We start from the raw sequence: 17,808 nt of genomic DNA, 5'->3' as shown, positions 1-17,808 counted from the left end.
GCCAATAATGGTAGCTACCATCCACCATAAAACTTCTTTTTTAGCATTACGATGGCCTGCCTCAACAGCTAATACCATGGTAACCGAGCTCATGATCAGGATAAAGGTCATCAAGCCAACAAAAACTAACGGCGCACCTTCAGGAACCAAACCGGGTACCGATTGGAAAACTTTATCTGCTGCGGGCCATACACTTGCGCTAAAACGCAGTGAGCCATAAGAAATTAGTAATGACGAAAAGGTAAATGCATCCGAAAGGAGAAAAAACCACATCATAATTTTTCCGTACTCAACATTGAAGGGAGATCTCCCTCCTGACCACGGAGTTGTTTTTACTTCATCAATTTGTGATACTGTTGTACTCATTTGTACTTAAATAATGGTGTGTTAATTTTGGTTCAAAAGTAAAAAAACATACAGATAAATCCATATAATTCCGAGAAAATGCCAAAAAATAGAAGTCATTTCCATTTTGAACATGTTTCGTACCTGTGGAATGTTCCTGTATGTGCCCCAAAGGGTATTTAATAGTAATAAAATAGCTGCAATAATGTGTATTAAATGCGTACCCGTAAAAGCATAAATAAACGAACGTGATGCATTGGGATCGGTAAAATAGATGCCCATTTTATACGTTAACACGTACCATGCGTAAATCTGTATAGCAAAAAATGCCAAACCCAGCATAAATGTTAACCATAAATACAGTTTCTGTTCGCCAAACTGTAATCTCTTAGCCGCCCTCTGGGCTAACAATAGTGTACCACTACTTAGTATAATAGCAGCAGTACTGTAAATAAAAGCGCTGGGCATAATTACATTAAGGCCGTGCCCCTTGCCCCCACTATAAACAATAAACCCGCTGGTTAAAGCCGCAAAAAACATAAACGATGTGAAGATAAAAATCCACATGTTGAATTTTTTTGGCGCCAGATCAAGCCTGTCATTATTTTTCTGAATCAAAGCCATCATTACTTTCACTTTCCTATAAAATCAAATAAAAACATTAGCTGCACTACAGGCAAATACATAAACGACCCAAACATCAGTTTGCGGGCCGCCTCTATTTGCCGGGTGCGCAACAGGCCATATGCCTGGTATAAAAATATTATACTACATACCAACGATACCCCGGCCAACCAGTAACCTCCATGATGATAAAAATATGGCAGTAAACTTACGGGCAACAGTATCAATGTAAATATAAAGGTAATTATCGCACTTCCTAAATTTCGGTTTCCCGTTGGTAATAGCCTAAAACCGGCCAGCTTGTAATCATCATCCAAAACCCAGGCAATAGCCCAAAAATGCGGAAATTGCCATACAAACTGTATTGCAAATAATATTAAAGCTATTTCATCAATACGACCATGCTGCTGGGCGGCCACGTAACMAATAAGCGGCGGCAATGCGCCTGGTATAGCACCCACAAACACTGCTATGGGCGATTTACGCTTTAATGGCGTGTAAGCAAAAGCATATAACAATATCGAAAACACCGATAACAAACCGGTTAGCAGGTTAAGGCTGCCTAACAGGTAAGTTCCGGCCATTCCCATAGCTAAACTTAAAACCAATGCCTGCCCGGTAGTCATTTTCCCCGAGGGAATTGGGCGGTCCATGGTACGCTTCATCAGTTTATCCAAATCTTTTTCAATGATCTCATTAAAACCATTAGCTGCCGATGTTACCAGGAAACCACCAACAATCAGTTTTACCCAGTTTATCCAATCGATATGACCGTTTGCCCTGCTGCCTATCAAAAATGAAATAGAGGCCGAAAATACTACCAAAAAGGTAAGCCTTAATTTTATCAGTTTTGAAAAATCACTCCACTTCATTTACTTCCCCCTCTAACATTAACCGACTGATGCAAATTCAACAACAAATAAAATTGTGCTCCAAATACCAAACTCGCCAATAAAATATGTGCTGCCTGTGCAACTGGCGGCAGCGCCCAATATGATAATAATATCCCTGTAACTATCTGCAGCATAATCATCAAAAAGTTAAAGCTCATTAACTGCTGATGGATAGAATGCCTGTTAAAACGCTTACGTACCAATGCATATAATACCACGTTTATTATAAATATCAAAATGGCCATGTCCCTGTGATGCGCAAAGATCTCGCCTGCGTTAACAACCCAGCTATTGCGGTAACCACCCTGAAAGTGAGTTGCAACGGCATCAATCTTCTCCCTTACCTCGGTGCCAAAAGTGATCTGCAGGATACTTAATAATAAAGCTACCAATGTGATAATATAAATAAGCGGGTTGGTATTCAACTTACCAATGCCGTAAACCTTTGCCAAATGATAGGTATAGATGCACAATCCCAATATGGCCAACGCCAGCAGCATGTGTACAGTAACTATCCACGCCACTAAGTTTGTTGATACTACTATAGATCCTAACCATCCCTGGAAACCCACCAGAATAACGTTTAGTATACTTAATACTGTTATCTTTTTATCCTTACTCCAATAGCTAAGTGAATATATAGCCGAAAGAAGCAGGAAAATACCAGATATAGCTCCTATTAAACGATTAATATATTCTGTCCAGGTTTTGCCCACGTTGAATTCTTCCGGGATCAAAATGGATCTGTCTTCGCGAATGCGTTTCGCCAAATCACTATAACCAAATATATCCAGCGTTTTGGCGAACCGCTGATTTTTAGCTAAACGCCGATCAGCATATTTTTGCTTATAATCTTTAGGCAAATCGGTACTGCTTGTTGGCGGTATATACCTGCCAAAACATTTTGGCCAGTCGGGGCATCCCATTCCTGACCCTGTACTACGCACAACACCACCCGCAAGTATCAAAACAAAAAGAAGAACGATTGTTATGAGGTTGATTTTTTGAAATCGTTTATTACGTGCGGCTATGCTCATTTAAATATTTCTAAAAATTTAGGGTACCTTATTAAGTCGGAAGTTCTTAAGTCTTAAGTTCTGAGTTGTAACTGAGAACTTAAGACTTCCGACTTAAGACTTAACACGGTACCCTAAAAGATCAGATCAGTATTAAGATTATTTTACTTTTTCTTCAGCTTTCAGCGTACTGTTAAACTTGTTTAGCTCCGCTAAACCCGCCGGGTTATCTTCAAAATCATGAGGAAGATTTGAGCTCATGGTTTGTGAAAAAGGAACAGTTTGCGGGATAAAATCCTCTTCGGCACCTGGCTTGCTGTAATCATAAGGCCAACGATAAACAGTTGGTATCTCACCTGGCCAGTTACCATGAATATGCTCCACTGGGGCTGTCCACTCCAGGGTATTTGACTCCCAAGGATTCTGCGTCGTTTTTTTACCGGCAAATATAGATACAACAAAGTTATATAAGAAAGCTACCTGTGCTAACGCAGCCATGATAGCCGCCCAGGTAATAAATGTATTGATAGTTAACCATTTTTGCATTGAAGCAAATTCAGTAAATGCATAGTAACGACGTGGTACACCATCCAATCCCATAAAGTGCATCGGGAAGAATACCAGGTAAGYACCGATGAAAGTTAACCAGAAGTGCAGATAACCTAACTTCTCGTCCATCAGTTTACCAAACATTTTAGGGAACCAGTGATAAACACCAGCAAGCATACCAAATATCGCTGCAGAACCCATTACCAGGTGGAAGTGAGCTACAACAAAATAAGTATCATGTAAGTTGATATCCAATGCAGCATTACCCAGGAAGATCCCGGTTAAACCACCTGATATAAAGAATGACACCATACCAATAGCAAACAACATTGCAGGTGTAAACCTGATGTTACCGCGCCATAGCGTTGCCAGCCAGTTAAATGTTTTTACTGCCGATGGAACCGCAATGATCAGCGTTGTGATCATAAACACCCCACCAAGGAACGGATTCATACCGGTTACAAACATATGGTGCCCCCATACGATGAACGATAATACAGTAATACCTATTAGTKAGTAAACCATCGCGTGGTAACCAAAAATTGGTTTACGTGAGTTTACCGACATTACCTCGGACGAGATACCCATCGCCGGCATAATTACGATATATACCTCGGGGTGACCCAGGAACCAGAATAAATGCTGGAACAGGATTGGGCTACCACCTTCATAAGGTTGTTGTACACCGTTTAATACGATATCAGAAAGATAGAAGCTTGTACCAAAGCTGCGGTCAAATATCAACAATACAACACCGGCAACCAATACCGGGAATGCAAGGATACCTAATATAGCAGTAAGGAATAAAGCCCAGATAGTTAAAGGCATTTTCCAAAGGTCCATACCTTTTGTACGCATGTTTAATACGGTACTTACATAGTTGATACCGCCCATTAACGATGAAGCAACAAACAATACCATACTGATTAGCCACAAGGTCATACCCTCACCGGACCCGGGCATAGCTTTTGGCAATGCCGATAACGGAGGATAGATTGTCCAGCCACCACTGGCAGGGCCTTTTTGAACCAGGAATGATGATAACATTATCACACTTGCCAAAAAGAAGAACCAGTATGATAACATATTCATAAATGGAGAAGCCATATCACGGGCGCCTATCTGCAAGGGAATCAATAAGTTGGCAAAGGTACCACTCAAACCCGCCGTTAATACAAAGAATACCATAATGGTACCGTGAATAGTAACCAGTGACAAGTAAAACTCGGTACTGATACGTCCGTTTGGCGCAAAATGACCCAGTAACGTAGTCAACAACGGGAATGTTTTATCTGGATAAGCCAGCTGGATCCTGAAAAGTATTGATAATATCATTGCAATAACCGCCATAGTAATACCTGTGATAAGGAATTGCTTGGCAATCATTTTATGATCCATGCTAAATATGTATTTAGACACGAAAGTTTCGTTATGGTGATGTTCGTGACCGTGTTCGTCGTGATGTGCTACTCCGTGATCGTGAACTGCTAATGTTGACATATCGCTCTTTTATCTTATATTAATTATTTAACGCTAACCTATTTTGAGACACTGTTTGTTGCGGTTCCGCGGCTGCGAAATGCAATTCCTTCCTTAACCCATCGGTTAAGTACGGTTTTTGGTGTGATAACCATGTCTGGTATTCGGCTTCAGAAACTACACGCACAATTTTTTGCATGTTATAGTGACCGCCACCGCATATTTTGTTACAGTACACTAAGTACTCAAATTTAGGGTCGTCCAATCGGGTGCGCATTTGCGCAGTAGTAATAGTTGGGGTAAATTTAAAATAGGTTGGTAATCCCGGTACGGCGTTAAGCTGAACCCTGAAGTGTGGCATGTAAACACTATGGATAACATCCTGGGCTTGTATATTTAACCTTACAGATCTGTTTACCGGCAGGTACATGGTATCGGCAGACAAATCATCAAAGCTGCTTTTCCTTTTGAAATTAACACCCAGCTTGTTTGATGCAGTAGTTAGTTTAAAGTCTTTAGGGCCTAACTTGCCATCCTTACCAGGATAACGTAGTTCCCAGGCAAATTGGTGACCGGTTATATCCACATCGATGGCTGCAACTTCGCCCTTAGCATCAGTGTTATCCATAATTGTTTGCCAGGTAAAAAATCCGAAGACAACCAATATAGTTAATACTATAGCAGGTACTATGGTCCATACTTTTTCGATGGTATTATTATGCGGCAAAAAATGTGCCCTGCGTTTATCAGAGTGACGGTATTGAAATAAAAACCCAAACAATAATATTTGCGTAATGAAAAACACAATCATCGTTAACACTGTTGTAACGGTGAACATCTGATCAATTTTAATCCCGTGAATAGAGGCTGCTTCTGGTAAGGTCATGCTCCCCTGAACAGTAAATGACCAATAAGACCCATATATACCTGCAAGCAGGAATGCAAGGCAAATAAAGCCCATTACGCTGTTCCATTTAAGGCCTTTTTTACCCTGAATTTTAAGGGTAAGGTCGTAAATCTTTAAAATTTTACCTACTGCAGCCACACCAATACATATCAGTAAAAACAAAAGCAAATAATAGGCAACACCGGTCCAATCAACTTGGGGGGCCTCTTCGGTAGTACCGGTTGCTGCAGCTTGTGTTTGCGCTATCACCAGGTTAGTGCCCATAAGCATAAACGCAGCGAAAAACGATAGTAAGAATTTAGAATTTATTAATTTTTTGAATGCCATTTTAATGTTTGTTTGGTATTCTGTACTTGTTGCAAAAATAACAATTATTATATGTGATGATGAAGGCTCTCCTGCAGGAAAGGGTGTTTTTTAGGAATTATTGATTTGAACTTACTCAACGCATTCATCGTCAAAAATACAAACAGCCCAACAAACCCTATAGCCACACCAACTTCAATCCAAAGTATTTCGGTATACCATTGCGATGTTGGACCTACCGTACCTGGCATTACCATTTGAAAATAATCAAGCCAGTGGCCAATAATTAAAACATAACAGGTAACCTTTAATACTTTTGTAGTACGTTTTGAATCACGAGACATGATTATCAATAACGGCGCTAAAAAGTTGATTACGATATTTAACCAGAACCATGGTTTAAACTCAGGCTCCCATCTGCGTAAAAAGTATACGGTTTCTTCAGGAATGTTGGCGTAGTATATCAGTAAGAACTGTGCAAACCATACGTATGTCCAAAAGATAGAAAAACCAAACATTAGCTGGCCAAGGTTATGCAGGTGATCCTGTGAAATCCACTGCATGTAACCATTTTCTCTTAATTTAATAATAGTTAAAGTAATAATAGCCAAACAGCTAACCCACATAGCGGCAAAGTTATACCAGCCAAACATTGTTGAAAACCAGTGAGCCTCTAATGACATGATGGTATCAAAAGCAAATATTGGTGAGGTAAATCCGAATATTACCAGAAATAAACATGATATGGTAAAGCTTTTACGATAGTAAAACATCCCCCCCAACTCATCTTCACCTTCTGAATATTTAACCAGTAGCGAACCAAAAATAGCGTAACTACCCAAAAATACAACCATGCGTACCAAAAAGAAAGGTTGATTTAAAAATACCGATTTACCTGCTATAATGGGATCATAATTAGCATTACCCTTAACTGCAACACCAGCTATGTTCCACAATTTATATAAATAAGGTGCAACAACCTGCTTGCCTTCAATTTCGGTACTGTGTGTAATATTTAAACCGGCTATTACTACTACCAATAATATAATAGCGGCTATTGGCAATGTTTTAGCAAATGCCTGTGGAATACGGATCAATGAAGCCGACCAACCTGCCTGCGCAACATATTGTAATGCGCAGAAAAATACACCTGCCATACAAACACAGGCAAAGTAATAGCTCATCAGCAATAAATTTGCAAATGTGCGTTCGCCAAATCCGGTCAAAAACCCGGCAAGTATGGTTATAACCCCTACTGCTATGGCAGCCAGGCTATATGTTTTTACCTTGCCGGTAAATTCAAATTGCTCGTCAAAACTATTATGAGTGCTCATTCAATTTTATTCTTATAATGTTTGTAAATGGTGAACATACATGATCACTTTCCAGCGCTCTTCAGGGTTAAGCTGTGAGGCATATGAACCCATGGCGTTTACACCGTATGTAATGGTATGATAAATTTTACCGTCTGTTAAGTCTTTCATTGCGCCGCCACGTGACGACTGTCCGCTTGAATACGATGGCGGAGGTGGATAACCGTGTTTTACCACTTCTCCATCACCAAGCCCCTTTTCGCCATGGCATGGCGAGCAAAAATGCTCAAACAAAATCTTGCCATCTTTATAATTGGCCTGAGTTTGYGCTAAAACAGTTTTAACCTCAACACTTGCCAGTTCATAACCATCCTTTGTGTTGGGATAATCAAACTTGGTAAAGCCTACCGGAATAGTTCCGGCCGGTGGTACCTGGGCGGTTTTACCATCTTTAAAGTTAGGGTTCTTTTGATCGGGATCGTAGGCGGTGTGCTCATACATGTTAGGGGCATACTCCCAGCCAGTACTTCTTTTATCTTTGCACGATGTTACAACTATCGAAGCAGCGATAATGATAACTATTGTTCCTAATATTCTAAATTTATTCATAGCTAACATATTTTCTGTCGTTATGCTTAACTTCTACAGCTCCTGCTTCTTTTAATAAATTGGTGATATCTGCATGCGGTGTATTACCTTTTGCATCAATGGCGATAACAAATTTGTCGTTGGTGGCACGCAGGTCCATTACCCTTGGCGCACGGCCCGGGAAAAGATGCGTTGCAAAAAAGAAAGTAAACGTCATCCCAAAAGCAGTCCATAACACGGTCCACTCAAAGGTTACCGGTACAAAATCTGGTATGGCAAAAGCATTCTTTCCACCTATGTTGGTAGGCCAGTCATGTACCAGCATGTAGTAAACCATGCTAAACATAATGGTACCACCTAAACAGCCGAACATGAACGCTGCATAACCCAAACGCGAATCCTTGATACCTAATTTAGCATCAATACCATGAATTGGACAAGGTGAATAAACGTCATAAATAGGTACGCTACTCTTTTGTAATTTATCGATCCCGTGCATCAGATCATCCGGATCATCGAAAATGCCTAATATATATTTGGTGCTACTCATTTTTATACTTTTTCGTATGAAGACTGTTCAACACTATCAAACTTACCTAATGAGCTAACATAAAACTYAGCCTCGGCTGGTTCAACATGGCCATTTGCAAGTATTTTTCTTTTTGCTTGCTCACTTGAGCTTTTAAGTATCAGTTTCACCTCGGCCATAGCCACTGAAGGCAGCACCCTTATAAATAAAAGGAACATGGTGAAGAATAAACCTATTGAACCGATAAAGACACTTACATCAACCCAGGTTGGATAAAACATGGCCCAGCTTGATGGGATATAATCGCGGTGTAGTGATGTTACGATAATTACGAAACGCTCAAACCACATACCGATGTTTACAACGATTGAAAGTGTCCAGGCCAATGGGATATTGGTACGGATTTTTTTGAACCAAAATAACTGTGGTGTAATTACGTTACAGGTCATCATGCTCCAGTATGCCCACCAGTACGGTCCCGAGATACGGTTCATGAACGCGTATTGCTCATACTCGGCCTGTGAGTAAAATGCAATGAAAAGCTCTGTTAAATAAGCCACACCTACGATAGACCCTGTTAAAAGGATGATCTTATTCATCGATTCGATGTGGAACATGGTGATGTAGTTCTCTAAGCCTAATACTTTACGTGCTACTAACAATAGTGTTTGCACCATGGCAAAGCCAGAGAAGATAGCCCCCGCAACGAAGTATGGAGGGAAGATGGTTGTGTGCCATCCCGGTTCCAGTGATGTTGCAAAGTCCATTGATACAATGGTGTGTACAGATAGTACCAGTGGTGTTGAGATACCTGCCAGGATTAATGACACGGTCTCGAAACGCTGCCAGGTTTTAACCGAACCTGTCCATCCAAATGACAACACTGAGTAAATACGGCGGCGTAAGCCTGTTGCACGGTCGCGGATGGTAGCGATATCAGGCAATAAACCTGTATACCAGAATACCAAAGAAACCGAGAAGTAAGTTGATATCGCGAATACGTCCCAGATAAGCGGTGAATTCCAGTTAACCCATAATGAGCCATACTGATTTGGTAAAGGTAATGAGTAAACTGCCATCCACGGGCGGCCCATGTGAGCACCGATATAGGTAGCAGCACAAATTACCGCAAATATTGTCATGGCCTCGGCCGAGCGGTTGATGGAGTTACGCCAGTTTTGGCGGAACAACAGCAATACCGCCGAGATAAGCGTACCAGCGTGACCGATACCTACCCACCACACGAAACCGGTAATATCCCAGGCCCATCCAACTGTTTTATTTAGTCCCCACGAGCCTATTCCAAACCAAAATGTATAGCTGATGGCAAAAACCCAAAGCAGGGAGCCCAATGACGCTACACTAAAACCGATCCACCAGGCTTTACCCGGCATATTTTCTACGGGGCGTAATACATCGTCAGTAATCTGACCGTAGGTGATGTTTTTACCCGTGATTAACGGTTCCCTTATTATTGATTCACTATGAGATGCCATATATTTTAATCTCTGTATATAAAAATTTTAAGCCTCTAATTCTGATAAATTTCTCACCTTAACCTGGTAACCAATACCTGGCTGAACGTTTAACTCTTCGAGCACGTAGTAAGTTCTTTCGCTCTGTAATGCTTTATAAACTTCTGAGTTTTTATCATTCCTGTTACCAAATACGATAGCATTAGCCGAACATGTTTGCTGGCAGGCAACCTTGATCTCACCATCCTTAAGCGGACGTTTTTCCATTTTGGCTTTTAATTTACCTGCCTGGATCCGTTGAACACACATTGAGCATTTTTCCATTACTCCACGGAAACGTGTGGTAACATCAGGGTTTAATACCAGTTGTGTATGCTCATTGTTCAGGTAGTTATCAAAACGAGAGTCGTTCCAATAGTTAAACCAGTTAAAACGGCGTACTTTATAAGGGCAGTTATTTGCGCAATAACGTGTACCGATACAACGGTTGTAAGCCATTTGGTTCAATCCTTCTGATGAGTGAACGGTTGCTAATACCGGGCATACTGTTTCGCAAGGTGCGTGATCACAGTGCTGGCAAAGCATCGGCTGATGAACTACCGATACATTATCAAAATTGGTAAGCTTAGCAATTTCTTTCTCTTCGGTTACAGCCTCTTCACTGTCGCCATGGTCATTAAAGCTGTAGTAACGGTCAATACGGATCCAGTGCATTTCGCGACGACGCTTAACCTCATCTTTACCTACAACAGGAATATTATTTTCGGCGCTACAAGCTACCACGCAGGCACCGCAACCGGTACATGCATTAAGGTCGATGGCCATAACCCAGTCGTAAACAGGGCGGTCATGATCATCCCAAAGGCTGGTTTTATTATAGTCCTTATGTTCGCCCTCGTTACCGCTACCGGCAGCAGGGTTCTTTTTGTATGCTGTAAATGAAGCTTCGCGAATAACACTCCTGCCCTCGTATGAGTGGTGAGTTTGTGTTTGCGCAAGCGGCGATATGATACCTGTTTTACCAAATGATGTAATAACAGCAGTAGTTTGCAATGTTCCGTTACGGAAGGTATAGAAAGGGAATGCGTTTTTACCTACATTATTACCTACCGTACCAGCACTTACCCGGCCATAACCAACAGCAACCGATATAGTGCCTTGCGCCTGACCTGGCTGAGCCAATACAGGTACCTCAACAGCATAACCATTAACTTCAATTTTGATCACATCGCCTTCTTCGTAACCAAGCTTCTTAATATCTGCCATTGACATGGCAGCAAAGTTATCCCAGGTAACTTTAGATACCGGGTCTGGCAGCTCCTGCAACCATGGGTTATTGGCACGTTTACCATCGCCCATTGCCACTGATTGATAAACCTGTAATTCAAATTTATCACCGGATACCAGGCTGTTGCTATGATCTAATATAGTTTGTGCCACAGCGTTAAGATCATGGCTAAAAGTATAGACACCAGCCGCTAAAGGAGCAGTTTTGATCATGCCTTTTTGCAACAACTCTTCCCATCCTTTTTGACCGGATAAGCCGCCTTTTGCCAATAATCCGTTGTCCCAGGTGTTACGTACATAAGTATAGTAATCCTTAACAGGGCTCTCACTCCATACAAGTAAGCTATGCTCAGCCTGGCGGGTGTTATACACCGGGTTAATTGTTGGCTGTATTACGGTATAATAACCTTCTACAGCGTTGGCATCACCCCATGATTCTAAATAATGATGATTTGGCGCTACTACGTTTGATAGTAAAGCAGTTTCATCATTATGATCTGAGAATGATATTTTTAAACGTACTTTTTTAAGTGCGTCGGTAAATTCTTTTGCTTTAAAGTAATCGTAAGCAGGGTTAGCGTTAAGGAATAATACCGCGCCAACCTGGCCGGCGGTTAATTCTTTTACAAACGCTACAAAATCCTGATCGTTACCGGCATATTGTTTTGATGCATTATCAAGGTCGATAGTACTACCATAGCTACCCAATAATGAGTTAATGGCATTTACTAAAGTTTGCGTAGCTACATCATTTGAACCTGCAACTACTAATGCTTTACCTTTTGCAGCAACTAATTCTTTAGCGGCAAGGGTTATGGCATTATCAATAGCTTTATTGCTTAGTTTTTTTGAACCAGCTAAACTTGTACCCGCAACAGCATTGTATAAGCTTAATAAGGCAACACCTTCTTCAGATGGTTTGATAGGATAGCGGTTATCGGCATTGGTACCGGTTAAGCTCATTCCTGCCTCAAACTGGATGTGGCGCGACATTTTTTTGCTTTCCAGTGACTTGCTGTTACGGTTTGATACGTATTGGCGGGTAAACTCTTCGGGCGAGATCCAGGTACCAAGGAAATCAGCGCCAAAGCTTACAATCACTTCTGCTTTGTCAAAATTGTAATGTGGTAATACGGCTTTACCAAAACTGTTTTGATTAGCCTGGATAATACCTGTATAGGATACCGCATCATAATTGATATGCTTAGCGGTTGGATATTTTGCAACAAAATCAGCAATAACTGCTAAAGTAGACGGGCTGTGGATAGTTGAAGTAACTATACGGATGCCTTTACCTGCAGCCGCAATAGCAGCAAGTTCACGTAAAACAAAAGCATCAACTTCGGGCCATGCCGCATCGTTGCCATCAATTTTAGGATCCTGTGTACGGTTTACATCATACAGATCTAATACCGAGGCCTGTCCCTGTGCGCTTAACCCACCCTTTGCAAACACGTCATTCGGGTTACCCTCAACTTTAATAGGGCGGCCTTCACGTGTTTTTACCAAAATAGCCTGTCCTTCATAAGTTGAAGAATAGTAGTTAGCTACACCAGGTGTAACTTCCTCAGGTTTTATAAGGTAAGGAATTGATTTATGCACAGGTACTTTTTGACAAGCGGCCAGTGTAACAGCACCAACACCAAAGCCAAGCGCCTTTAAAAAGTCGCGGCGGGGAGTTTTAGCCGATAAACCAGATCCGCTCAGCACTTCCTCAATAGGAATAGGCTCTGCGAACTCGTTTTTATTTTTCTCAACAAATTCTGGTGTTTTGTTTAGTTCTTCTAAACCTTTCCAGTATTTTTTATTGCTGTCCATTTAAGCTATATAAACTGTAATGCTAAATTCTTATTTATTAATAGTGACATTTACCGCACTCGATACCACCTAAAACTGCGGCAGTGACTTTCTCGCCTTTTTTAATCTTGTCGTGAGCTGCAAGTATACTGTCGTAATAAGCGTTTCCTTTACCGTTAACCTCGGTACGTTTGTGGCACTGTATACACCATTTCATGGTAAGCGGCGAGTATTGGTATACCTCTTTCATAGTTTGAACAGGACCATGACAGGTTTGGCATTTAATACCGCCAACTTTTACGTGTTGCGAGTGGTTAAAGTAAGCCAGATCTGGCAGGTTGTGAATCCTTACCCATTGAATAGGCTTGGCTGCTGTACTGTCATACTTCTGAGTTTTTGGATCATAACCCAAAGCATCATATATCTTATGTATCTCCGGCGATTCGGTTTTAACAACCTTGTGGCAGTTCATACATACGTTTAATGATGGGATAGAAGCATTTTTTGATTTATATGCACCTGAGTGACAGTACTGGCAATCTATTTTCATAGTACCGGCATGTAACTCATGAGAGTATTTGATTGGCTGCACCGGTTGGTAGCCTGTGTGTACGTTGGTGTTCCACAGGGAAACCCATCCCCAGCTTCCCATTGCTATGGTACCGCATACAAGGATAAAGAACACCAGCTTTTTGTTTTTAAGGATCTTTTTAAGTAAAGCGTTCTTATCAACCGCAACCGGCTCCTCTTCAACTACAAGATCTTTGTTTTTTAACAGCAGACGCTCTAATGTTCCTACAACTTTGTTAAGTACTAATATTACAATGAAAGCGATTACAACAACGCCAACCAATCCCCAGATAACCAGGCCGCTTGGACCTTCTTCAACTTTAGCTGCTCCAGCATTATTAGCCGGGTTGGCTTTTGCGTCCTGCATTGTTTTCCACTCTGCACGTACATAAGTAATAACATTACCTACATCTGCATCAGACAGATCTGTAAAGGTGGTCATCGCCTTCTGCTCAAACTTGTTATAAATAGCAAGAGCCTTAGGATTTTTTGCAGCGATTAAGGCCTGGTTGTTCTGAATCCATTTGATAAGGTATTTATCATCTGTTTCTTCTGTAAGCTGCGGACCAAGCGCCGGACCGGTCATTATCTGGTCGATCTTGTGACACGCCGTACATTTGGATTTAAAAATGGTTTCGCCTTTAGCAGCGTCCGTTTGTGCGTAAGCAGCAGAAAGACTTAAAAAAGCAAACCCAACAATCAGTAAAACTGATCTTGAGAATTGTTTAAAAATGAATGAGAAACTTCTCATAGAGTGTATTTATGCTAAATAATTTTTATATTAATGTTTATTCCRCTGTATTGATGTATGCGCCATCTGAATATTACAGGCACAAAAGTAAAATTTATTACAGTATCGCTGACACATAAATGACAGTAACCTATAATTTATAATCGTTCTAAATAAATGCAAAAAATGCCATTTAAATACCCTTTAGCATGTATTTATATCATTTTGAAAATCTTTTAATGGTTTTATCACCAATATCGATTTTAAATTCTGTTACTGTTTTAGTATCCAGGCAAATATTAGGGGCGCTACAATGGTGGCAYCGCTCTCCACTATAAACTTAGGGGTGTGTATATCCAGCTTACCCCAGGTTATCTTCTCATTTGGCACAGCACCCGAGTATGAACCATACGAGGTGGTTGAATCCGAGATCTGGCAAAAGTAACTCCAGAAAGGTACATCATGCATCTCCATATCCTGGTAAAGCATAGGTACAACACATATCGGGAAATCGCCCGCAATACCGCCACCTATCTGGAAAAAGCCAATACCCTTGCCCGATGAATTTTTGGTATACCAATCTGCAAGCCAGGCCATATATTCGATACCGCTTTTCATGGTTGATGCCTTCAGCTCACCTTTAATAAGGTAGGATGCAAATATGTTACCCATGGTGCTATCTTCCCAGCCGGGTACAACTATAGGCAGGTTTTTTTCGGCAGCAGCCAGCATCCATGAGTTTTTAGGATCAATTTCATAATACTGCTCCAACTCGCCGCTTAGTAATATTTTGTACATGTATTCGTGCGGGAAATAACGTTCGCCGCTGTCATCAGCATCTTTCCATATTTTGTGAATATGTTTTTGCAGCCTGCGGAAAGCTTCTTCTTCGGGAATACAGGTATCGGTAACGCGGTTGTAGTGATTCTCCAGCAGAACCCATTCTTCCTGCGGACTAAGATCGCGGTAGTTGGGCACCCTTTTGTAGTGTGAATGTGCTACCAGGTTCATGATGTCTTCTTCAAGATTGGCCCCGGTACAGGAGATTATGTCAATTTTATCCTGGCGGATCATCTCGGCCAGCGAAATGCCCAGCTCGGCAGTGCTCATAGCGCCCGCCAGGGTTACCATCATTTTACCTCCTTCATCAAGGTGGGTCTCATATCCTTTGGCGGCATCCATTAATGCTGCTGAGTTAAAATGCAGGTAGTTTTTTTCAATAAACTGCGAAATAGGTCCTCTTGTGATGCTCATAGTGTATCAATAAAATTCAGGTGCAAAAGTAGGCATTTTAGTTAATTATGATTTTTAAATTCAAAATACTCTAAAATTCAACTATCATAAAGGCAAATGAGGCTATATTAGCAAAAATTGCCTATGAAGACATTTGTAACAACTCTGCTGTTTATTTTTTGCCTGCAACCTGCGTTTTCGCAAACAAACCTTCTCCCTAAATTTATCCGTAAAATGTATTTTGATAAGGATAGCAGTAAAAAAAGCAGCTTTGTTATTTTACCGGTTCTCAGTTCGGCACCCGAAACCGGGCTTGAAGTGGGCGGGGCTGGTTTGTATTCATTTTATACCGATAGCCTTAAAAGCGACACGCGTGTATCAAACATTTTTACTTACGCTACCATTACAACCAAAGGTCAAAACCGCCTTAGTTTAAGTACCAGCTACTGGACACCACACAACAAATATCACTATACAGCAGGCATCGGCTATATAAACTTCCCTTTTGATTTTTATGGCATTGGTAATAATACACTTAAAGCTAATACTGATCGTGTTGGGCAAAAAAGAATTAAATTATATATAGGAGCCGAAAAAAAACTTACCGATAACTTATATGCCGGTTTTGTGGCAGGTGCTTACAGGTACAGCTTTGGCGATGGACAAGCAAACAGCATTTTTTATACCGACCCGAGAGTTGAAAACCGTGAAGGCGGCACCAGCGCCTACATTGGCCCAAGCCTTATTTTTGATAGCCGTAACAATAATACCTACACTACTAAAGGTGCCATTATAAACACATCATTTGAAATTACGCATGGCTTATTTGGCAATAATGATTATAAAGGCGGCTTATTTAATATAGAATATTCCCAGTTTTTTTCGCTTAGTAAAAAACTGGTTCTTGGGGTCGACATACAGGAGCAAAGCCTTACGGGCAAACAGTCACCATTTTATTTAATGCCCGCTTTGGGCAATGACGAACTGATGCGGGGGTATTACAACGGTCGGTACCGCGACCGTAATATGCTTGCCGGCCAAACCGAGCTGCGTTACCGCTTAAGTCCGCGCATTGGCCTTGCAGGTTTTATAGGTACCGGAGAGGTTTTTAACAAAAGCTTTAGCTGGGGACAATTGAAACCCAATTACGGCGCCGGTGTTCGTTACTTTTTTGATATTGAGAAGGGCCTTAGTATCAGGGCTGATTACGGTATAGGCCAAAAGGTTACGGGAGAAGCGCGGCAGAGCGGATTTTATGCAGCGCTGGGGCAATCGTTTTAATTTCCGAACCGAAATTTATCGAATTAAGGAATTTATAGAATTATTTGAACGTTGAATATTCAGCTTCAAGATAAAATTCAAATAATTCATAAATTCGATAAATTTCGGTTCAGACAAAATCGCTAATACTTCACCCTAAAGTGTTCCTTAACACTCCTCCCCTGTTTAAAAAACACAAGGCCTATCCAAAACAGATCAATAGTTAGCGTAACCTTTGGATGTGCTTTGATTTGAGTCCAGGCTTGTTTCGTTTCCCTGCTTTGATAAATACGGGTAAAAACAAGCATGGTATCTTTATGCGTTTTGGGGAGGCATAGTTCAAAGTAGTTCAGCATTTCATTCTTACACTGATTGCTGTTAAAAAGAATCATATCAACTGTTGCTTCGCCTATGCCGGCAATTGTACCATCATTTTCGATAATATAAACCCTGGCATCAGGTGCGGCCTTTTGCAGGTAAAAGGTTGTTATGCTATCTCCCCTGCCAATTTCAATAATAGTGGCCGGATTAAAATAAGCGGTTAACCTGTAAAGCAGCTGGTTTACTTTAGGCTTTAATACCCCTGTTTTCCGACCGGGTATATGCAGAGCTTCAGCCTCATGGTACACTTTTTGGTCTTTATAATCGTATACTACTGTATCTATCAGCTTATATACAAACGGAGAATGTACGCCATGCCTGTTGTTTGCCCTGAGGCGATGCCGCACATAATCTTGCACTAATCTGAAACTTAACATCACTGCAAAAGTAAAAAAGTTTAGTATTTTAGCAGTATAGCGTATGATAAATCCGACGGAAGTAAACTCTTTGATCCGGTTACTGGACGACCCTGATAACGAGATCTATGAGCATGTTCACGAAAAACTGCTCGGCTATGGTATTGAAG

Annotated in this window: 15 protein-coding genes; 1 reads left to right on the top strand and 14 read right to left on the bottom strand. The window is 41.1% G+C overall.

The window, feature by feature from the left end; translation table 11 throughout:
* From AC1DPZ_RS09170 to AC1DPZ_RS09110, 13 genes are all read right to left on the bottom strand, one after another.
* Positions 1 to 366: cytochrome c oxidase subunit 3 family protein (locus AC1DPZ_RS09170; protein WP_477402674.1), on the bottom strand; the 366-nt coding region annotated here is incomplete at its 3' end.
* 21 nt (positions 367 to 387) lie between these two features.
* Positions 388 to 972, bottom strand: a complete 585-nt coding sequence (locus AC1DPZ_RS09165; RefSeq protein WP_477402673.1) for a cytochrome c oxidase subunit 3 — start codon at positions 970 to 972, stop codon at positions 388 to 390.
* Between the two features lie 5 nt (positions 973 to 977).
* Complete coding sequence (cyoE, locus tag AC1DPZ_RS09160; RefSeq protein ID WP_477402672.1) at positions 978 to 1,841, bottom strand: heme o synthase; 864 nt, start codon at positions 1,839 to 1,841, stop codon at positions 978 to 980.
* Entirely contained in the window at positions 1,838 to 2,899 is a 1,062-nt protein-coding gene (locus AC1DPZ_RS09155) for a COX15/CtaA family protein (protein ID WP_477402671.1), read from the bottom strand. Before AC1DPZ_RS09155 ends, cyoE begins: the two co-directional genes overlap by 4 nt.
* A gap of 138 nt (positions 2,900 to 3,037) precedes the next feature.
* Complete coding sequence (locus tag AC1DPZ_RS09150; protein WP_477402670.1) at positions 3,038 to 4,927, bottom strand: cytochrome c oxidase subunit I; 1,890 nt, start codon at positions 4,925 to 4,927, stop codon at positions 3,038 to 3,040.
* Positions 4,928 to 4,946: 19 nt separating this feature from the next.
* Positions 4,947 to 6,140, bottom strand: coding sequence for a cytochrome c oxidase subunit II (locus tag AC1DPZ_RS09145; RefSeq protein WP_477402669.1), 1,194 nt, complete (start codon positions 6,138 to 6,140; stop codon positions 4,947 to 4,949).
* A gap of 47 nt (positions 6,141 to 6,187) precedes the next feature.
* A complete protein-coding gene (locus AC1DPZ_RS09140; RefSeq protein ID WP_477402668.1) occupies positions 6,188 to 7,453 on the bottom strand; it encodes a quinol:cytochrome C oxidoreductase in 1,266 nt (421 codons plus the stop codon).
* Between the two features lie 12 nt (positions 7,454 to 7,465).
* Positions 7,466 to 8,050, bottom strand: a complete 585-nt coding sequence (locus tag AC1DPZ_RS09135) for a c-type cytochrome (protein ID WP_477402667.1) — start codon at positions 8,048 to 8,050, stop codon at positions 7,466 to 7,468.
* Entirely contained in the window at positions 8,034 to 8,570 is a 537-nt protein-coding gene (locus tag AC1DPZ_RS09130) for a DUF3341 domain-containing protein (protein ID WP_477402666.1), read from the bottom strand. Before AC1DPZ_RS09130 ends, AC1DPZ_RS09135 begins: the two co-directional genes overlap by 17 nt.
* A 2-nt stretch (positions 8,571 to 8,572) precedes the next feature.
* Positions 8,573 to 10,045 (bottom strand): NrfD/PsrC family molybdoenzyme membrane anchor subunit, encoded by a 1,473-nt coding sequence (nrfD, locus tag AC1DPZ_RS09125; RefSeq protein ID WP_477402665.1) that lies wholly within the window; start codon positions 10,043 to 10,045, stop codon positions 8,573 to 8,575.
* A gap of 27 nt (positions 10,046 to 10,072) precedes the next feature.
* Entirely contained in the window at positions 10,073 to 13,129 is a 3,057-nt protein-coding gene (locus AC1DPZ_RS09120) for a TAT-variant-translocated molybdopterin oxidoreductase (RefSeq protein WP_477402664.1), read from the bottom strand.
* Positions 13,130 to 13,166: 37 nt separating this feature from the next.
* Entirely contained in the window at positions 13,167 to 14,429 is a 1,263-nt protein-coding gene (locus tag AC1DPZ_RS09115) for a c-type cytochrome (RefSeq protein ID WP_477402663.1), read from the bottom strand.
* Between the two features lie 252 nt (positions 14,430 to 14,681).
* A complete protein-coding gene (locus tag AC1DPZ_RS09110; protein ID WP_477402662.1) occupies positions 14,682 to 15,662 on the bottom strand; it encodes a deoxyhypusine synthase family protein in 981 nt (326 codons plus the stop codon).
* 123 nt (positions 15,663 to 15,785) lie between these two features.
* Here AC1DPZ_RS09110 and AC1DPZ_RS09105 point away from each other — a divergent pair, with 123 nt between their 5' ends.
* Positions 15,786 to 16,922, top strand: a complete 1,137-nt coding sequence (locus AC1DPZ_RS09105; RefSeq protein WP_477402661.1) for a BamA/TamA family outer membrane protein — start codon at positions 15,786 to 15,788, stop codon at positions 16,920 to 16,922.
* A 122-nt stretch (positions 16,923 to 17,044) separates the two neighbouring features.
* On the opposite strand, the gene AC1DPZ_RS09100 is transcribed toward AC1DPZ_RS09105, so the two are convergent.
* Complete coding sequence (locus AC1DPZ_RS09100) at positions 17,045 to 17,659, bottom strand: O-methyltransferase (protein WP_477402660.1); 615 nt, start codon at positions 17,657 to 17,659, stop codon at positions 17,045 to 17,047.
* Positions 17,660 to 17,808: the final 149 nt, after the last annotated feature.

It is taken from the genome of Mucilaginibacter sp. P4_G9, assembly GCF_056400985.1.
Note: the sequence above shows the minus strand (reverse complement) of the source record. Positions and strands in the feature narration are given on the sequence as shown.

Excerpts from the sequence above, each read along its gene's own strand:
- AC1DPZ_RS09165 (WP_477402673.1), bottom strand. The coding sequence starts at position 972 with ATGATGGCTTTGATTCAGAAAAATAATGACAGGCTTGATCTGGCGCCA.
- AC1DPZ_RS09130 (WP_477402666.1), bottom strand. The coding sequence starts at position 8,570 with ATGAGTAGCACCAAATATATATTAGGCATTTTCGATGATCCGGATGAT.
- AC1DPZ_RS09155 (WP_477402671.1), bottom strand. The coding sequence starts at position 2,899 with ATGAGCATAGCCGCACGTAATAAACGATTTCAAAAAATCAACCTCATA.
- AC1DPZ_RS09120 (WP_477402664.1), bottom strand. The coding sequence starts at position 13,129 with ATGGACAGCAATAAAAAATACTGGAAAGGTTTAGAAGAACTAAACAAA.
- AC1DPZ_RS09115 (WP_477402663.1), bottom strand. The coding sequence starts at position 14,429 with ATGAGAAGTTTCTCATTCATTTTTAAACAATTCTCAAGATCAGTTTTA.
- AC1DPZ_RS09140 (WP_477402668.1), bottom strand. The coding sequence starts at position 7,453 with ATGAGCACTCATAATAGTTTTGACGAGCAATTTGAATTTACCGGCAAG.
- AC1DPZ_RS09100 (WP_477402660.1), bottom strand. The coding sequence starts at position 17,659 with ATGTTAAGTTTCAGATTAGTGCAAGATTATGTGCGGCATCGCCTCAGG.
- AC1DPZ_RS09105 (WP_477402661.1), top strand. The coding sequence starts at position 15,786 with ATGAAGACATTTGTAACAACTCTGCTGTTTATTTTTTGCCTGCAACCT.
- AC1DPZ_RS09145 (WP_477402669.1), bottom strand. The coding sequence starts at position 6,140 with ATGGCATTCAAAAAATTAATAAATTCTAAATTCTTACTATCGTTTTTC.